Here is a 16,346-nt window from a genome sequence, read left to right as displayed (position 1 = left end):
TCCAAATCTGAACTGGGGTGTGATTAATAATGATTACAGTGAGAATGATCGTGGGTGTGAGCATCGCCATCGTCAGATACAATACCGCCGTGTTCGTCATGCACGTGATCATGCTGATGAGCATAAATCGCGATGGATTCATCCGCCCCAGGTACACCAAACAAAGCCTGATAAGCCGGATGATCGGTGACATGCTGTGGGCTACCAGAACAGCAAACGTGCTGATTAATACAGACCACGGTATCGGTTTTCGCCATCACCAAGTGCAAATCATGAGAGACCATCAGCACGCCGCAATTTAGCTCATTACGAATGTGTTCAATCAGGTTATAAAGTTCCACCTGACCATTCACATCCACGCCTTGCACGGGCTCATCAAGCACCAATAGATTTGGTCTGTTCAATAAGGCACGCGCCAACAAAACACGCTGTGTTTCACCACCAGACAAAACATGCACTTGCGAATGAAGTAAATGTGCGATGCCGAGCTTTTCCAATGTGGGAAGAATTTGCTGTTTATCAACACCGCGCACCAAAGCTAAAAAGTGCTTTACCGTTAATGGCAACGTCGGATCGATATGCAATTTTTGCGGCATATATCCGATGCGCAAGGTTTTGTGTCTTACTATCTCACCTGACGTGGCATCTTGTAGCCCTAACAAGGTGCGAATAAGAGTACTTTTGCCACTGCCGTTGGGGCCAATCAAGGTGACAATTTCACCTTCACTGATCGTCATATCAATGTTTTCGAGCAAGACTCGGCCATCAAACGAGATGCCAATTTTGTCAAAAGCGACTAATCGTTTGCTCACGCGCTTGCTCCTACTGATTTCGCCTTACATTTCGCGCATAAACCTGTTAATTCAATGGTTTCAGCGCGCAATTCAAACCCTTGATGCGCCGCTTTTTCAATCAGCGCAGCGTGAATATCTTGATAATCGAACTCCATGACATTGTGGCACTCATCGCAAATCAAGAAATAACCTTTATGAGCTTTGTCAGCATGAGCACAACCAAGATAGGCGTTCATCGATTCCACTTTATGAATCAAACCCGCGCTCAATAAAAAATCCAACGCGCGATACACTGTTGGCGGCGCCGAGTTAAAACCTTCTTCGGCTAGCTTCGCCAAGAGCTGATAAGCACCAAGTGGGCGATGACGTTCCCAGATCAATTCCAATGCGCGGCGGCGAACTTTTGTTAATCGCTGGCCTTGCTCTGCGCACAGGGTTTCTGCTGTTTCTAACGCCGTATCAATACAATGATTATGGTTGTGATGACTGTGTTGATGGGACTGTTGTTGTGAGTCTTCATGCTTCATTAGAAAGCCCTTCCTACATTGTTGATGTAACTCCAAATCATCGAAGTACTGATGATAATCAAAGCGAAAGCGGCAATAAAACCAAAAGCTCGCGACACTCGTTGTCGCCAAACACGATGCTCACTACTTAACGCAAAACCGGTATCACGTACAAACACACTGATACCAGCAAGAGCCGAAACCGTAATCGCCGTTCCCAATGCCATGGCAAAAGTGGCAACCAAGCCCCAAACAAAAATCCCCGTACTTAACGAAAATAACAAGACTAAAATCGCACCGGTGCAAGGACGAATCCCCACCGCTGCTACCATCGCCCAAATGCTGCGACGCGCTGTCTTTGCTTCGTCTTTGTGGTGAGAACAGCATGCATGATCATGAGAGTGTTCATGGGAATGGGAATGGGAATGATGCTCCGCAGAATGATCGTGATGATGTTCTTCAAAATGGTCTTGTGAGTGATCATGACCGCAACTCGACTGACCTCGGGACAAACGAATTAGAATCCATACGCCAATCAAGCCAACCGCAGCAAAACTCGCCACCTCAAAAAAGCGACTAATTTGCATGGCTTTTCTCGCCAAAGAAAACACCTGGCTCAGCACCACAATCACCAATACCGCCATCAGCGCCTGAACACCAGCGCACAAAAACGCCAAGCTAATACCACGACGCAATGGCGCTTTGCTCGCCAGCATATAAGCAGAAATTACCGCCTTACCATGACCCGGTCCAGCCGCATGAAAAACGCCATAAAAAAAGCTCGTAGAGATTAATCCCCACAATAAAATCGGACTGCCACTCTTACTAATAGAGCGAACTAAAGACACCAATTCACGATGAAACGTGGCCTGTTGGGAAATAACCCACTGAATAAAATCTTGATACACCGCAAAATCCATTGCGGCATAAAGAGGCGAGCTGAGACATAAAAAAGATAACAATAAAAAAGCGACGTTCTTTGCCATATTTGGCTCTCACCGAGATTAGACATAATTTTGTTATGGTATAACAAGTCAATCTCAAGGAGAAGCCAAAGCCTAGAAACGCCGCATTTTGTACAAAATTTAATTCATGACAGATTAGCTAACTGAAGCAGCTGGATGTAAAAAACCCATCACACCACTCATAAAGATTTGCGCCGCCATAGCCGCCAAAATCAAACCGGTAATCTTAGACAAAACGTTTAAGCCAGTTCGACCGAGCATCTTTTCAATCAAAGAACCGGAATACAGAATGATCGCCAAAGTCCCCAACGCCAACAACAAACCACACAAACCGATGAACAAATCCCAGCCTTGTAGTTCGGCACCATAAACCAGAATCGTACCAATGGTCGCTGGTCCAATAATCGTCGGTACCGCCAATGGCACAACAGACACATCGTCACGCTCTTCACTTGGCATGCCCACCGCATGATTACGCGTACCATCACGAACCAGACTCAAGGCAGACATAAACAGCAAAATACCAGAACCAATACGGAAAGAATCCAGAGTGATGCCTAATACGGCAAACAAACTGCCGCCAAAAAATAACAACACCAAAGAAATCGCCACCGAGGCAATAATGGCTTTATTCGCCACTTGCCGACGGGATGCCGAAGATTCTCCGCGGGTTAACGCAAGAAACATAGACAACACAAAAAACGGCGCGAAGAGAAAGAAGAACTTAATCCAAGTCGAGATCAATAAACTCATTTAGGGGAATCACCAGAAAAGCACACAGCCACGCGATCAGCGTTGACTCAATGCGAGTTTTACACCAAAGCCCAACAGCAATACGCCAGTTAAGCCATCTAAGACGAACGCCACTTTTGGTCGCGCCAGCCAAACTCGCGCCTTATGAACCATAAGCGCAAGAAACGTTTGCCACACCATCGCTATGATAAAGTGAAGTGAGGCCATAAAAAGGGATTGAGCCAACGCAGAATGGCTTGGATCAATAAACTGCGGCAGAAACGCCATGTAGAAAATAATCGGTTTTGGATTCAATACGTTAGACAAAATGCCTTGACGAAAACTACCCCACGCCGTCAATGTCTTAGGATTCTTTGTATCTTTAAAGGTCATGCCAACCGGCTTCATCGCACTGCGAATGGCTTGCACACCTAAATACACAAGATACGCTGCACCCACCAACTTAAACGCGGTGAACAAACCAGCGGAACCAAGCAAAATCACCGACAAACCTAATGCTGACACCGTTGCATGGGCGAACAACCCCATGCAAATACCCAAACTTGTCAAAAAACCCAAACGCCAGCCACCAGACGCCGCGTTACGCATAACCAAAATCGTATCCACACCCGGACTCATCGTCAGTACCGTGATAGCGGCTAAGAAAGGCAACCATTGGAAATGTTCTAACATATGCTTCTACCTTAAAAAGACGCCAATCAGCGACATAAAACTAAGACCGACAGGTCAAATCCACCCAAACTGCTACCGATGTTTCTGTCGCTTCACGCTCTACAGGAGTACAAGTCTCAGCAAGCGCACCAGATAAACGCACCAAGCCCTCTTCCAACGGCTCCATGGCAAAATACAATTCGTCGTCGCCAAAAGCCAAACTCAAGGTCGATGTTTCAAGATTAACCGGAGTCGGCAAGTCCATGCCCAAACGAATCCATAGCATTTGATCACGAATGCGAACATCCAAGATATGCACTGCTTTGGGAACAATATCCTTACCATCTTGCTTCATTTTGATAAAATAACCGTATTTATCAAAACTCTTTAGCACTTCGATCATGTCAATCTTTTCTTGACCTTTAAGCTCGCCATCGCCGTCGACATCGTATTCGGCAATCAAGCTTGTGGAAGTAAAAAGATCCAAACTCCAGGTCGCTTCAAGCGTGTCAATACTCGCTTGGTCCACCTTGACTCGATACTGTGAATCCACCCAAACATGAGGATGCGCCATGGCTGATCCAGCAAACAAAGCGGTAACGCACAAACACAATAAAAAACGCATCAATTGTTACCTTTTAAAAACACCTTTGAAAAAACAGCACTTTGAATTAACCGTGCTTTATTGAAACTCGACTAAACTCGGTGCATAACGAACTCGCGCTTCTAAGATGCGCTGAAACTCAAGCGGATCATGCTGTTGCGCCAAGCGTTCGGGATCGTGCTTCGCGCCGTGCCATGCTTCCAAACGAGACAGCCAGAAACGTAACGCGGCAATTTTCAACATATAAGGCCAAGCAAGTATTTCTTCTGGTGTCGCTTCACGTTCATGTAAATAAGCTTTGATTAACGCCTTATATTTGGCTTTATCCAATTCGCCTGTTTTCATATCTGAACACCAATCATTCACCACAATGGCCAAATCGTACATCACCCAAGAATGACAAGCGTTGTAGAAGTCGATAATGGCAGACAGTTTGTTACCTTCGAACAAGGTGTTGTTGTAGAACAAATCCCCGTGAATGGTGGTTTTTGGTAAGTCTGGGTATTCGGCAATGAAGTCATCAAATTCAGAGATTTGCGACAACAATAATTGCGCTTGCTCTGGCTCTAACTCATCGGCAATGGCTTGGCTGGTTTTATGCCACCAAGCAACGCCACGATGACTGTCACGATGCACAGGGAAATCTTCGCCGGCAATATGCAACTTCGCCAAGGCTTCGCCCATCAATCGGCAAGAGGTCTCATCCGTGCCTTTTAGCTCGCTACCGGGAAAACAGTCGACAATAATAGTGGGGCGGCCATTTACTTCGCGTAGTCGCTCGCCATGAATGTCGATCAATGCAGCAGGAACATTAAAACCTTTGTGTTTCAAATGCGCGACAACATCTAAAAAGTACGGCACTTCCTCTAAATCAAACTCTTCAAACAAGGTCACCACATACTTTCCAGTGGTCGTGTTCAGAAAATAGTTTGTGTTTTCTACCCCACCAGAAATACCTTGGAACGAAACCAGTTCACCTAAATAATAATCGGCCACTAAGGCGCGCATGTCAGAGTCCGAAAGGGAAGTGTAAACAGCCAAGTTTCTACCTATTGTTGTCTAAAAGAGATGGAATAAAAAATTAATTGCCTATGCTCTACAATTCGCTTCGAAAGGTCAATTCTAACTCGCGTAAATCAGCCCATTCTGTACATATTTTATCTCGCCAACTATTTTACCTTTACGCTCGAGATAACTTAAAAGACATATATTCACGAAGAGACAACAGAAGAAGAGAGTAAAACCGACTATTATAAAACTTTATAGTAGCCGGAACCCTTTGAAGTAAATGTGATGAAAATCCAGAACGCACGAGATGAAATCAAAATAGCCACCATATACAGAGTGCTCATTGCCTTCTGTTTGAGCAGCTTTTTATTTCTGGTGTTCTTTGCTTTTTTTCCCCGCGGCCATATGGTCGATATCCTTGCTCCTGGGCTTAACGTCATCACCATGCTGTTGTTACTGGGGTATTTTCACCAAAACCCGCAAAAACACGCCAATCTTGCCATCAAACTTTGTGCCTTCGTTGGATTGTTCTCCTTGGTTCCTTCCACCTATTATTTCCTTATCATGGCGTGGCTAGGAAAATGGCGCTTCATTGATGAGTTCCCTCCCATAACAGGTGTGATGATCGCCGCCGTGGCCATTGGTATGATTATGTTACCTAAGAGCTATAAAAAAACGGTTTTCATTGTTTGGATCATTATAAGCTTGCCGATTTTTCATTATCTGATACTTCATCCTGATGAGCTGCATTCGCTACGAGGCCATGAACTATTGTCATTATTGGGACCCACCAGCCTATTGCTCTACTCTATTTTGCCTTATCAAAGAAAAATCCTGCGTCATCTAGACCGTGTCGCGTCTTTATTGAAAAGAACAGAGGAAGAAGCAGGACGAGACTTTTTAACGGATTTATACAATCGTCGTGGCTTACAAGGCTGGCTCGGACAGCTCCATCATGATGATAGAATTAGTGTGTTGCTTATCGATATAGATCATTTTAAAAACATTAATGATCGCTACGGTCATGGCACTGGCGACAACGTTTTAGTTGAAATTGCTTCTCGTCTTCGATCTATTTACTTTGAAAAACACACCATCGCGCGCTGGGGAGGTGAGGAATTTGCCGTATTATTGGTCAACCCTAAAGACAACACCTTGCCTTACATTGGTTCCATGTTTCAAAACGCCTTAGGTGCGTTGCCTTGCAAAACAATCGGAAAAGTAACCGTCAGTGTTGGCATTTCTAGCATTGCACATCATGAGCACTTTTTCGAACTAGTCGACCAAGCAGACAAAGCGCTCTACAGCGCAAAAAACAATGGCCGAGATCAATCTGTTATGTACAGTGACAACCTCACTCAGCACCACTCGCAAGCAAGCTAGAGCATTCACATATTAAGCTTTCAAAACTTATCCGCTATTGTGGCTGTAAAAACACGCTCAAACACATAGAATAGACCTCATATTTGCCGATTCACAAAGAGGTTCTATTTTGGCTACGGATTCAACAACACAAACACCGATGATCTTGGTAGACGGTTCGTCTTACCTTTACCGAGCATTCCACGCGATTCCACCGATGCACACCAGCGATGGTCACCCAACCAATGCCACGCGCGGTGTGATCAGCATGATCCGCAGCCTAATCAAAACCTACCCTGACTCCCCTATGGTGATCATTTTTGACGCCAAGGGTAAAACCTTCCGCGACGAGATCTACAGCGAATACAAAGCACACCGTCCACCGATGCCTGACGACCTACGCCCACAAATCGAACCGATTCATCGCATGGTGGAAGCCATGGGCTTGCCGCTTGTTATCATCGATGGTGTAGAAGCCGACGACGTCATCGGCACCATTGCCAAACAAGTGGGCGAAGCGGGTCGCGACGTAGTGGTTTCCACTGGCGATAAAGATATGGCACAGCTGGTTACCGAAAAAGTCACCCTTGTGAACACCATGAACAACACCGTCATGGACATCCAAGGCGTGAAAGACAAATTCGGCATTCCACCAGAACTCATCATCGATTACCTCGCACTCATGGGCGACAAGGTCGATAACATCCCGGGCGTACCGGGCGTGGGCGAAAAAACCGCTCTTGCCTTGCTACAAGGCTTGGGCAGCATCAAAGACATCTACACGCGCTTAGACGAGATCGCAGATTTAGGCTTCCGTGGTTCTAAAACCATGAAGCAAAAAATGGAAGACAACAAAGAGATGGCCGAGCTGTCTTATACCTTGGCGACCATCAAATGCGACGTAGAATTGCCTTTCGAACCACAAGAATTGAAAAACGGCGAAGCCGACAAAGAAAAGCTGCGTGAATGGTTCACCAAGCTAGAATTCAAAACTTGGTTGTCTGACCTAGACAAAGCGCCAAGCGTAGAAACCGCCAGCGATACCGTTGGTAATGACGGCCAAGTGGAAACACCGGTTAAATCCAACATCGAAGCCAGCTACGAAACCATCTTAGACAAAACAAGCTTCAACAAATGGCTGGAAAAAATCCAAGCCGCTGAACTGGTTGCCTTCGACACAGAAACCACGTCCCTCAATTACATGGCTGCGGAACTGGTTGGTTTGTCCTTCTCGGTAGAAGTGGGCGAAGCGGCTTACGTTCCCGTGGCGCACGATTACGAAGGCGCGCCAGAACAGCTAGACCGCGCTTGGGTGCTAGAACAACTGAAACCTTGGCTTGAAGACGACAGCCAAGCGAAAGTCGGCCAACACCTAAAATACGACGCCAACGTGCTAAACAACTACGACATCACCTTGCGCGGCATCGCTTACGACACCATGTTGGAATCTTACGTCTACAACTCCGTGAGTTCACGTCACGACATGGACACCCTTGCCAGCAAGTTCCTCGGCCACACCAATGTGAGCTTTGAAGACATTGCAGGCAAAGGCGCCAAGCAAAAAACCTTTAACCAAATCGATTTAGAGGTCGCGGCGTTTTATGCCGCAGAAGACGCCGACATCACCTTGCGTTTGCACCAAGCGATTTGGCCAAAAATCGAAACCACACCAGAATTGGTCAGCATTTTTAAAGACATTGAATGCCCACTAATTCCGGTATTGGCGAAAATGGAACAAACCGGTGCCTTGATCGACCCAGAACTTCTGCATATCCAAAGCAGCGAAATCGCTGGCAAACTGCAAGAACTGGAAATCAAAGCCCACGAAGAAGCGGGCGAAAGCTTCAACCTAAGCTCGCCGAAACAGCTACAAGTTATCTTGTTCGAAAAACAAGGCTTGCCAGTTATCAAAAAAACGCCAAAAGGCCAACCATCCACCGCTGAACCTATCTTGCAAGAACTGGCGCAAGACTACGAACTGCCACGCTTGATCATGGAACACCGCAGCCTGTCTAAGTTGAAATCCACTTACACAGACAAACTGCCAGAAATGATCCAAAAAACCAGCCGCATTCATACCTCTTACCACCAAGCCATTACCGCGACAGGTCGTTTGTCGTCGACTGATCCAAACTTGCAGAACATCCCGATTCGCTCTGCTGAAGGTCGTCGTATTCGCCAAGCTTTTATCGCACCTAAAGGCTACAAACTGGTCGCCGCCGATTACTCGCAAGTCGAATTACGCATCATGGCGCACCTGTCCCAAGATCCAGGCTTATTAGACGCGTTTACTAAAGACGCCGACGTGCATAAAGCCACCGCAGCGGAAGTCTTCGAAGTTAGCTTAGAAGAAGTCACTACAGAGCAACGCCGCCGCGCCAAAGCCATCAACTTCGGCTTGATCTACGGCATGTCCGCCTTTGGTTTAGCGAAACAACTTGGCATTGGTCGCCCAGAAGCAGGCAAATACATCAAACGCTACTTCGAACGTTACCCAGGCGTGCAACAATACATGGAAAACACCCGCGAAGGCGCAAAAGAAAAAGGCTACGTGGAAACCATCTACGGCCGCCGCTTGTACCTACCAGACATCAAAGCGAAAAACGCCATGATGCGCCAAGCCGCCGAACGCACCGCGATCAACGCCCCGATGCAAGGCTCCGCCGCCGACATCATCAAACGCGCCATGATCAAAATGCACGACTGGCTAGCAGACACCGACCTAGACGTAAAAATGATCATGCAAGTACACGATGAACTCATCTTCGAAGTCGCTGAAAAAGACCTAGAAAAAGCCCAAGCAAAAATCGTCGACATAATGCAAAACAGCAGCAAAATCGACGTGCCTTTATTGGTTGAAGCGGGGGTTGGGGATAACTGGGACGAGGCGCATTGAGTGCATCTTTAAATTTAGGCTGCAGACTGTAACTGTACTTATATTTTAAACAGGGATTAATTATGAATTTAAATTTAGACTTTGACGAAAATGAAAGCGAAGATATAGATGATGATGCTTTTTCTGAAGAAATAAACAGTCCTTTTTCCACTAAAGACATCAAAGTAAGCACTCAAACTATTGCCTTATCATCCTTAGTTAATCGTTTGCAATACGAAGAAATTGACTTGCAACCTAACTTTCAAAGAAAAGGTGACTTATGGACAAATACTCAAATGAGTAGGCTGATTGAGTCTATCTTATTAAAAATGCCTTTGCCAATTTTTTACTTTGATGTATCTAACCCAGATAAATGGCAAGTAGTAGATGGACTTCAAAGACTATCTACTATCAAAAGATTTGCTGTAGAAAAAAAATTAAAGCTGACAAACTTAGAGTTTCTGATCAACTTCAATGGTACAACATTTGACAGTTTACCGAGGCCTATGCAAAGAGTCATTGAAGAAACTCAAATAGTAACCTATCAGATCGAACCTCAGACACCAAAAGAAGTTAGATATTCTATTTTCAATAGAATTAATACTGGTGGACTTAAACTTAATTCCCAAGAAATTCGTCAGGCATTAAACCAAAAAGGAATTTCAGTTCAGTTTTTAAAAGATGTATGTGAAACAGATGAATTCAAAAAAATAGTCAACCTCAAAACTGATCGTATGTTGGACAGAGAGCTAGCATTAAGATTTTTTGCTTTCAAAATACTTCCAATCGAGAATTCCTTCAAAAGTTTGGCGACTTTTTTAGATAGGGCAATTGAAGAAATAGACAAATTCGAAACAATAAATGAGGAACTTGAGAATTTAAAAAATCAATTTATTGATTCACTCATTCTCTCTGAAGAACTCTTAGGTGAAGGCCATAAATTCAGTAGGTCTATTGCATTAGACGTAAAGAAGTCTTTAAATAGAAGTTTCTTTGATGTACTAACTGTATGCTTAAGCAACTGTAATAAAAAAAATAAGCTAATAGAAAGAAAATCTCAGTTTAAAGAAATGCTAATCAACCTTATCAGTGATGACTCATCTCCTTTCAGCCAAGGGATATATCAGGGAACTGGCTCAAAAAGGGCAGTATTTGATAGATTCGATGAAATGGAAAAATTAATAGAAGAGGTTGTAAAATGATCGACTCAATTACCTTAAAAAACTTCAAATGTTTTGAAGATGATAGTATAAAACTCTCTAAATTAAACTTACTCTGTGGAGGAAACAGTGTAGGGAAATCTTCTATAATTCAGTCTATACTTCTTTTAAAGCAGAATGAGGATAATATTTTAAGATCAATATTGTTATCCGAGCTAAACAAGGGCATGACATACATGTCTTTAAATGGTCCTTATATAAAGCTAGGCTCAATTAAGGAGTTACTTTATACTGAAGCTAAAGACGACATAATTTCAATATCATTAAAATTTAAAGATCATGACATCTCTATATCAAATATAAATAATAGTAAAGAGTGGTCTGTAAGCTCAAATATACCAAATGGTAGCATCAAACTTTTCCAATTCAAAAACCCACTAAAATATATTAGTTCCAATAGAATAACTCCTGAAAATGCGTATAACTTATCAGAAGAAGATATAAACAAAAATAATATAGGTATAAATGGCGAATTCACAGCTCATTTATTAGCTGAAAAAAAACATTCTGAAATACCAAATATTTCCTTAAAACACCCTAAGAGCATTACTAATTTATTACTAGAAAACGTTTCAAACTGGCTGTCAGAAATAAGTGAGAATATTGAAATAAACTCAAGAATTCTTCCCGATGTAAATCAAGCAATTCTCAGGTTTAAATATTCTTATAGTCAAACACAATCGAATGAATTAACCCCTCAGAATGTTGGGTTTGGTTTAACACATGTGCTACCTATTATCACATCAATTCTAACTGCAAAGAGAAATGATGTAATAATAATCGAAAACCCCGAAGCACAGCTACACCCTAAAGCTCAAGCTAAGCTAGCAAAGCTTTTCTGTTTAGCCGCCAATCAAGGAACTCAACTTATAATAGAGACCCATAGCGACCACATTTTAAATAGTATAAGAGCTGAAACAAAAGACAGCACCATTTCCAATGAAAAATCTAAAATTTATTTTTTCCAAAAAGACCTTGAAAAATTCAAAGCAAAAAAAACAGAAATAAAAATAAACAAAGATGGATCAGTTGATCAATGGCCAAGTGGCTTTTTTGATGAATGGGATAATCAATTAGATAGATTACTTTGGTAATATGAGGTAAACATGGAAGTAGATTTTTGTATACTAAACGACTTATCTCTGCCTCTTTGCGACTACAACTACAAAGAGCAGGTGCTTAGCTTTATTAAAGTAATTAATAGTTTAAAAGTTAAAAACATAAACACCATAAGAGCTAGCTTTGACTTCAGAGAGCTTGAATCATTCACAGAGTCAAAAAATCTAAACCAGATACTTGGGCAAGGGGACATTGACTTTTCCAGGAGGTTGAAAAGCTTAATCACAAACACTATAACTAAGTTTGAGTCACCTCTTATTCGTGATGATGAGACCAAACAACAGGAAGAACTTGAGCTGAACTCTGAATATTTTATCGATGATAATCCATGCAATACAGGGCTAGCTTGCGCAGATATCTGGGGAACTTTTTGTATAAGCTTTTTAACTTCAGAACACTGGGAGAATGAAAGTATTGAGCTTAATAAAATCCATATCATTGATGAAGAATCGATAGTTATAATTCAAAACATCTCGAAAGAAGAACATTCTTCAAGACTTAACTTCATCCAAAGGCCCACTTTCAGAAATGTTGATGATTTACTATCAAAATTAACATCGCAGAACTCTAAATTCTCACTAGTTTTCTTTCAAAAATCGAAATTAGATATAAATTCTTTACATGAGGAGAATACTAACAATATTAATCGGCTTTATGAGCTATTCTGCTCGATACAAAGTTCTCCTGAACTTGGAATAGGTAAGCCAGAAAAGTTAAAAGAGGATAAATCAGGCTGTATGTCGAGACGCGTTAATAAGGAAGATAGAATTGTATATAAACAAGTTGATAACGAAACTGTAGAAATTTATTCTTGTAAAGGCCATTATGAGCAGTAAGTTTTTTTAAAATAGTGGGGCAGATAGCTTAATAACCCCTACCTTTAGGCCTACCTGAGCCAATACGATGCACTGAAACGCTAGATGGGACAATTAGGGTGAGATGAAAATTAAGCTCTCTGACTTGGTTTCCTACCGCGTTTACTTGGCGTCACTCGCCTACCAGGGCAAACGCATGAATATTATTTAACCAGTCCCATCACTTTAAACAGATACTTATCATCCCAGCCGCAGGCTTTGCGCTTGTTTTTGATACCCAGTTTCAAACTTGTTTCCTGCTTTAATAAATTTAAAGCGATTTGTCGGGTGGTGGCTAGGTTTTCTGCAGCATAACCCTGTCTAGCTCGGCACTGATCTTCCCCAAAAGAGACATCCAACACCCAATGAAGCTGATTTTCGACCCCCCAATGCTCACGAGTAGCCTTTAGCACTTCTTCCGCCGTCATCGCTTTACTGGAAATAAAATAACGAATATGGCTTCGGCCTTTTTCATTAGAAACTCGATCTGATTGTATCGCGGCGACGGTTTTAGCTTGCCATTCTGCTGCAATAGACAGGGAAGATAAATCCATCGTGACCCAGCATCGACGATGCTCCTTGCGACCATGGGTTTCGTTTTGTTGCTCAAAAAATTGATCACTTAGCGTGTCTTGTATATGGTTTGCCCAGTAATGGTCGAAGTAGGTAACCAACTCTTTATGTAACGTTTTCTGGTTACTTTTTACGGTAACCAAATAATCGGACTCTCTTTCAATGACCTTGGAGACAATGTCTTTCTGGCACCCCATGGCATCCATTGTGACCAAACAACCTTTGATAGTTAGTTGGTCTAGTAGCTTAGGAATAGCTGTGATTTCATTGGATTTTTTATCAACTTTGTATTGACCAAGAGACACGCCTGCCTGCGAGGCCCAAGCGTTCACCATGTGAATTGCTTGGTGCTTGTTCGAGCGCGACGCCCGCACCGTCTTTCCATCAATCGCGACGACACCCGATAATGGGGTATCCATCAACATATCTTGAACCCAGCCACAAAACATTTCTCGATAACAGGCCGGATCCAACAAAGAAAATAAACGGTTAAAGGTATCATGCGATGGAATGCCACCAGGTAATCGAAGATACTGTTTAAACCAGTCCTTTCGAGTATCAGCAAAGAGCTGAATAGACTTCCAATCATCCGCACCACAAAGTATTGCACAGGTCGTCATAAAGACGACTTCCCCTAAATCATGGGTACATTTTGCTTGTTGGCGTGGGTCATTTAGCTGCATCATACGTTCTAATAAGGTCATCGGCTTCGAAAAGGCACGATCATTAATCAAACACGGATTGAATGCAAATGCTGCATCAACTGATCAAAAAGCGTTCATGCGTTTGCCCTGACTCGCCTACCCGTTAGCTTCTCAATCTCTTCTTTAAATCTGCCATTCCCCACTGCAATGTCGGGCTTTAAGGATTCGGTTCAGGATCAGGTCAAAAACTATTCGCGAGCACGCTGTAAGTAGATCTCGTAAAGTCCGCTGGCAATGACAATGCCCGCTCCTACAATGGTCCATCTGTCTGGTAGTTCGCTAAAGGAACAATTGGGGCAGATGAAAATTTAATCAATCTGGCTCGGTTTTCTACCGCGCTTTCTTGGCATCACTCGCCTACCCGTTAGCTTCTCGATCTCCTCTTTGAAGCGTTCGTTTCCCAGTGCCATATCTGAATGCGTAGCGGACTGAATCCGTCCGAGTTCTTCTTCTGGGATGTTCGATGTGCCTTTGCTTGTAGAAGCGGGAATTAGAGACAACTGGGACAAGGCGCATTAGGTGCCTATTTTTAAAAAGCCCAGATAACAAATCATACTCAAGATAAACCATATAGAAACGCTTACTTACACAGCCTGTAAATATTTTCTTAAAGAAATGACGATTTGTAACAAAAATCTTAGCTCCGTAAACATTTTCTTAGATTAAATTGCAGTTAGGTATATCCAACACCAAGGAACAATGCCTAGAATGTAACTATTATCTTAGCGAATGAAGCAGATATAACTAAAATCTTAGTTTTGTAAAAATTTTTTGGGCTGAATATGACAGATACATCCGTAGGTTACGCATACTTACTGGAGCGCACAGATATCAAAGCGCTGCCATTGCAAGTATCTGCCCGTATTATGCCAGTAACTAAGGTACAGCTAATTGACAATACATTAGCAACGCCTGCCTCATTAAAGCCTTCGGATAAGATACTCGATCACATTCTTTTTGCACTGAAATACGAAGACCTTAATTTACAAATACTCTCCCAAGCTCTGCTTCAGGTGGACGAAAGCGAGCTTTTGGCTGTCTATGAATCTTCGCCTATGGGCAAATATATCCGTATTGCCTGCCTACTTTGGGAACACTTTCATCAGCAATCATTACCACGCACCACTGAACTAACACGTGGTAACTATATCCCTTTATTAGATCCAAAGCGTTTTATCACCGCAGATAATCAGACGAATAAACGCTGGCGCGTCCATATCAATGTAATCGGCTCCTTAGACTACAGCATCATAGTGAAGCGAACTGAGCGTCTTGAAAAGGCATTGACCAAAAACACTTTGCAAAAAGCCAAAGAGTTTACTGATGGGTTAGATAACGCCATGCTCAACCGAGCTTTATCTTGGGTGTATCTCAGTGAAACCAAAGATTCCTTCGCTATCGAGAAAGAGCAGCCCGATACCAATAAAATCCAGCGGTATACCAACCTATTGAGACAAGCACATATTCCCCGTGCAATCGATGAAGACTATTTAGCAGAATTGCAGAAGGCCACGATCAACAACCCCTATGAATGGGCCGTGTCCTATCGCAATGAGCAGAACTACTTAAGCAATGGTCCTGGCTCTATCGGCGTCACGTACGTACCGCCCTCACCGAATCTATGCCGTGAACTGATGGAAGAGTGGGAGCAACTGACCAACCAGTTACCAGGGCAAGTAGATCCTATTGTGCTTGGAGCGGTTATCTCATTTGGCTTTGTATTCTTACATCCTTTTATGGATGGGAATGGACGCTTATCACGCTTTATGTTTCATCACGTACTATGTCGCAGCAGGCAACTTGCGAACGGCCTGTTACTCCCCGTGTCAGCGGTGCTGTATAACCGAGAGCGAGACTATCTAGAAGCACTAAGTGCCTACTCATCCGAGACTCGTCCGTTCTGGCAAGTGGATTACCTTGATGTCGAAAACTTGGCCTTTGAATTCAAAGGTCATGAATCTATCTATCGCTATTGGGATGGCACAGCCTGTGCCGAGCTGATGGCGGAAGCCTGTGACGAAGCCATGGAACACTATATCAAGCAGGAAGTGGCGTATCTCAACCAATACGACGCTCTAAAACGCCATATCAATAAGCTGTACGATATTAATGACAGAACACTTTCAAAGTTGGTAGTCTTTTGCCTAGAGCAGAATGGTACCATTTCTAAAAAGCGTAGAGATCAGTTTCAGTATGAAGTGCCCACTGACGCCTTCGACGCTTTAGAACAAGCCTACTCAGAAATATTATTTAGAGAAGAAGATTTAGATAATACGCCATGATCAAAATTCACGACGGAGCAATTGTGCAAAAATTGAGGTCGGATGAAGATTAGGCTTTCTGACTTGGCTTCCTACC

At 43.1% G+C, this 16,346-nt stretch carries 15 protein-coding genes; 6 read left to right on the top strand and 9 right to left on the bottom strand.

What is annotated here, in order from left to right; translation table 11 throughout:
* Positions 1-23: 23 nt before the first annotated feature.
* The 7 genes from znuC to ACO05V_RS04130 form a co-directional block, all read right to left on the bottom strand.
* Entirely contained in the window at positions 24-812 is a 789-nt protein-coding gene (znuC, locus tag ACO05V_RS04160) for a zinc ABC transporter ATP-binding protein ZnuC (RefSeq protein ID WP_421847805.1), read from the bottom strand.
* The gene (locus tag ACO05V_RS04155; protein ID WP_421847803.1) at positions 809-1,321 is read right to left on the bottom strand and encodes a Fur family transcriptional regulator; all 513 of its coding nucleotides are present in this window, start codon (positions 1,319-1,321) and stop codon (positions 809-811) included. The genes znuC and ACO05V_RS04155 overlap by 4 nt, the downstream gene beginning before the upstream one ends.
* On the bottom strand, positions 1,321-2,286 hold the full coding sequence (locus tag ACO05V_RS04150; RefSeq protein ID WP_421847801.1) for a nickel/cobalt transporter: 966 nt from the start codon (positions 2,284-2,286) through the stop codon (positions 1,321-1,323). Before ACO05V_RS04150 ends, ACO05V_RS04155 begins: the two co-directional genes overlap by 1 nt.
* A gap of 114 nt (positions 2,287-2,400) precedes the next feature.
* Positions 2,401-3,018 (bottom strand): MarC family protein, encoded by a 618-nt coding sequence (locus ACO05V_RS04145; RefSeq protein WP_421847799.1) that lies wholly within the window; start codon positions 3,016-3,018, stop codon positions 2,401-2,403.
* Between the two features lie 36 nt (positions 3,019-3,054).
* Complete coding sequence (locus ACO05V_RS04140) at positions 3,055-3,690, bottom strand: LysE family translocator (protein ID WP_421847797.1); 636 nt, start codon at positions 3,688-3,690, stop codon at positions 3,055-3,057.
* A gap of 40 nt (positions 3,691-3,730) precedes the next feature.
* The gene (locus ACO05V_RS04135) at positions 3,731-4,294 is read right to left on the bottom strand and encodes a DUF1007 family protein (protein WP_421847795.1); all 564 of its coding nucleotides are present in this window, start codon (positions 4,292-4,294) and stop codon (positions 3,731-3,733) included.
* A 57-nt stretch (positions 4,295-4,351) separates the two neighbouring features.
* Positions 4,352-5,314: a homoserine kinase gene (locus ACO05V_RS04130; protein ID WP_421847793.1), complete on the bottom strand. Its 963-nt coding sequence runs from the start codon at positions 5,312-5,314 to the stop codon at positions 4,352-4,354.
* A 252-nt stretch (positions 5,315-5,566) separates the two neighbouring features.
* Between ACO05V_RS04130 and ACO05V_RS04125 the strand changes: the two genes are divergently transcribed.
* The 5 genes from ACO05V_RS04125 to ACO05V_RS04105 all read left to right on the top strand — a co-directional run bounded on the left by ACO05V_RS04125 (position 5,567) and on the right by ACO05V_RS04105 (position 12,693).
* A complete protein-coding gene (locus ACO05V_RS04125) occupies positions 5,567-6,664 on the top strand; it encodes a GGDEF domain-containing protein (RefSeq protein WP_421847791.1) in 1,098 nt (365 codons plus the stop codon).
* Positions 6,665-6,803: 139 nt separating this feature from the next.
* Positions 6,804-9,539, top strand: coding sequence for a DNA polymerase I (gene polA / locus ACO05V_RS04120; RefSeq protein ID WP_421856867.1), 2,736 nt, complete (start codon positions 6,804-6,806; stop codon positions 9,537-9,539).
* Positions 9,540-9,601: 62 nt separating this feature from the next.
* Complete coding sequence (locus ACO05V_RS04115; protein ID WP_421847789.1) at positions 9,602-10,720, top strand: DUF262 domain-containing protein; 1,119 nt, start codon at positions 9,602-9,604, stop codon at positions 10,718-10,720.
* Positions 10,717-11,832 (top strand): AAA family ATPase, encoded by a 1,116-nt coding sequence (locus tag ACO05V_RS04110; protein ID WP_421847787.1) that lies wholly within the window; start codon positions 10,717-10,719, stop codon positions 11,830-11,832. Before ACO05V_RS04115 ends, ACO05V_RS04110 begins: the two co-directional genes overlap by 4 nt.
* Before the next feature lie 12 nt (positions 11,833-11,844).
* A complete protein-coding gene (locus ACO05V_RS04105; RefSeq protein WP_421847785.1) occupies positions 11,845-12,693 on the top strand; it encodes a Txe/YoeB family addiction module toxin in 849 nt (282 codons plus the stop codon).
* Positions 12,694-12,875: 182 nt separating this feature from the next.
* Here ACO05V_RS04105 and ACO05V_RS04100 read toward each other — a convergent pair whose 3' ends face one another.
* Together ACO05V_RS04100 and ACO05V_RS04095 are read right to left on the bottom strand one after the other, a co-directional pair.
* Entirely contained in the window at positions 12,876-13,988 is a 1,113-nt protein-coding gene (locus ACO05V_RS04100; RefSeq protein WP_421847783.1) for an ISAs1 family transposase, read from the bottom strand.
* Positions 13,989-14,296: 308 nt separating this feature from the next.
* The gene (locus ACO05V_RS04095) at positions 14,297-14,497 is read right to left on the bottom strand and encodes a hypothetical protein (protein WP_421847781.1); all 201 of its coding nucleotides are present in this window, start codon (positions 14,495-14,497) and stop codon (positions 14,297-14,299) included.
* A gap of 273 nt (positions 14,498-14,770) precedes the next feature.
* Here ACO05V_RS04095 and ACO05V_RS04090 point away from each other — a divergent pair, with 273 nt between their 5' ends.
* Positions 14,771-16,270, top strand: a complete 1,500-nt coding sequence (locus ACO05V_RS04090) for a Fic family protein (RefSeq protein ID WP_421847779.1) — start codon at positions 14,771-14,773, stop codon at positions 16,268-16,270.
* Positions 16,271-16,346 lie beyond the last annotated feature (76 nt).

It is taken from the genome of Marinomonas sp. (genome assembly GCF_965225885.1).
Taxonomy (GTDB): domain Bacteria; phylum Pseudomonadota; class Gammaproteobacteria; order Pseudomonadales; family Marinomonadaceae; genus Marinomonas.
This window is presented reverse-complemented; position numbering and strand designations above follow the sequence as displayed.

Bases quoted from the DNA above. Each gene is read 5' to 3' on its own strand.
- ACO05V_RS04155 (WP_421847803.1), bottom strand. From the start codon at position 1,321: ATGAAGCATGAAGACTCACAACAACAGTCCCATCAACACAGTCATCAC.
- ACO05V_RS04150 (WP_421847801.1), bottom strand. From the start codon at position 2,286: ATGGCAAAGAACGTCGCTTTTTTATTGTTATCTTTTTTATGTCTCAGC.
- ACO05V_RS04145 (WP_421847799.1), bottom strand. From the start codon at position 3,018: ATGAGTTTATTGATCTCGACTTGGATTAAGTTCTTCTTTCTCTTCGCG.
- ACO05V_RS04140 (WP_421847797.1), bottom strand. From the start codon at position 3,690: ATGTTAGAACATTTCCAATGGTTGCCTTTCTTAGCCGCTATCACGGTA.
- ACO05V_RS04135 (WP_421847795.1), bottom strand. From the start codon at position 4,294: ATGCGTTTTTTATTGTGTTTGTGCGTTACCGCTTTGTTTGCTGGATCA.
- ACO05V_RS04125 (WP_421847791.1), top strand. From the start codon at position 5,567: ATGAAAATCCAGAACGCACGAGATGAAATCAAAATAGCCACCATATAC.
- polA (WP_421856867.1), top strand. From the start codon at position 6,804: ATGATCTTGGTAGACGGTTCGTCTTACCTTTACCGAGCATTCCACGCG.
- ACO05V_RS04115 (WP_421847789.1), top strand. From the start codon at position 9,602: ATGAATTTAAATTTAGACTTTGACGAAAATGAAAGCGAAGATATAGAT.
- ACO05V_RS04110 (WP_421847787.1), top strand. From the start codon at position 10,717: ATGATCGACTCAATTACCTTAAAAAACTTCAAATGTTTTGAAGATGAT.
- ACO05V_RS04105 (WP_421847785.1), top strand. From the start codon at position 11,845: ATGGAAGTAGATTTTTGTATACTAAACGACTTATCTCTGCCTCTTTGC.
- ACO05V_RS04100 (WP_421847783.1), bottom strand. From the start codon at position 13,988: ATGACCTTATTAGAACGTATGATGCAGCTAAATGACCCACGCCAACAA.
- ACO05V_RS04090 (WP_421847779.1), top strand. From the start codon at position 14,771: ATGACAGATACATCCGTAGGTTACGCATACTTACTGGAGCGCACAGAT.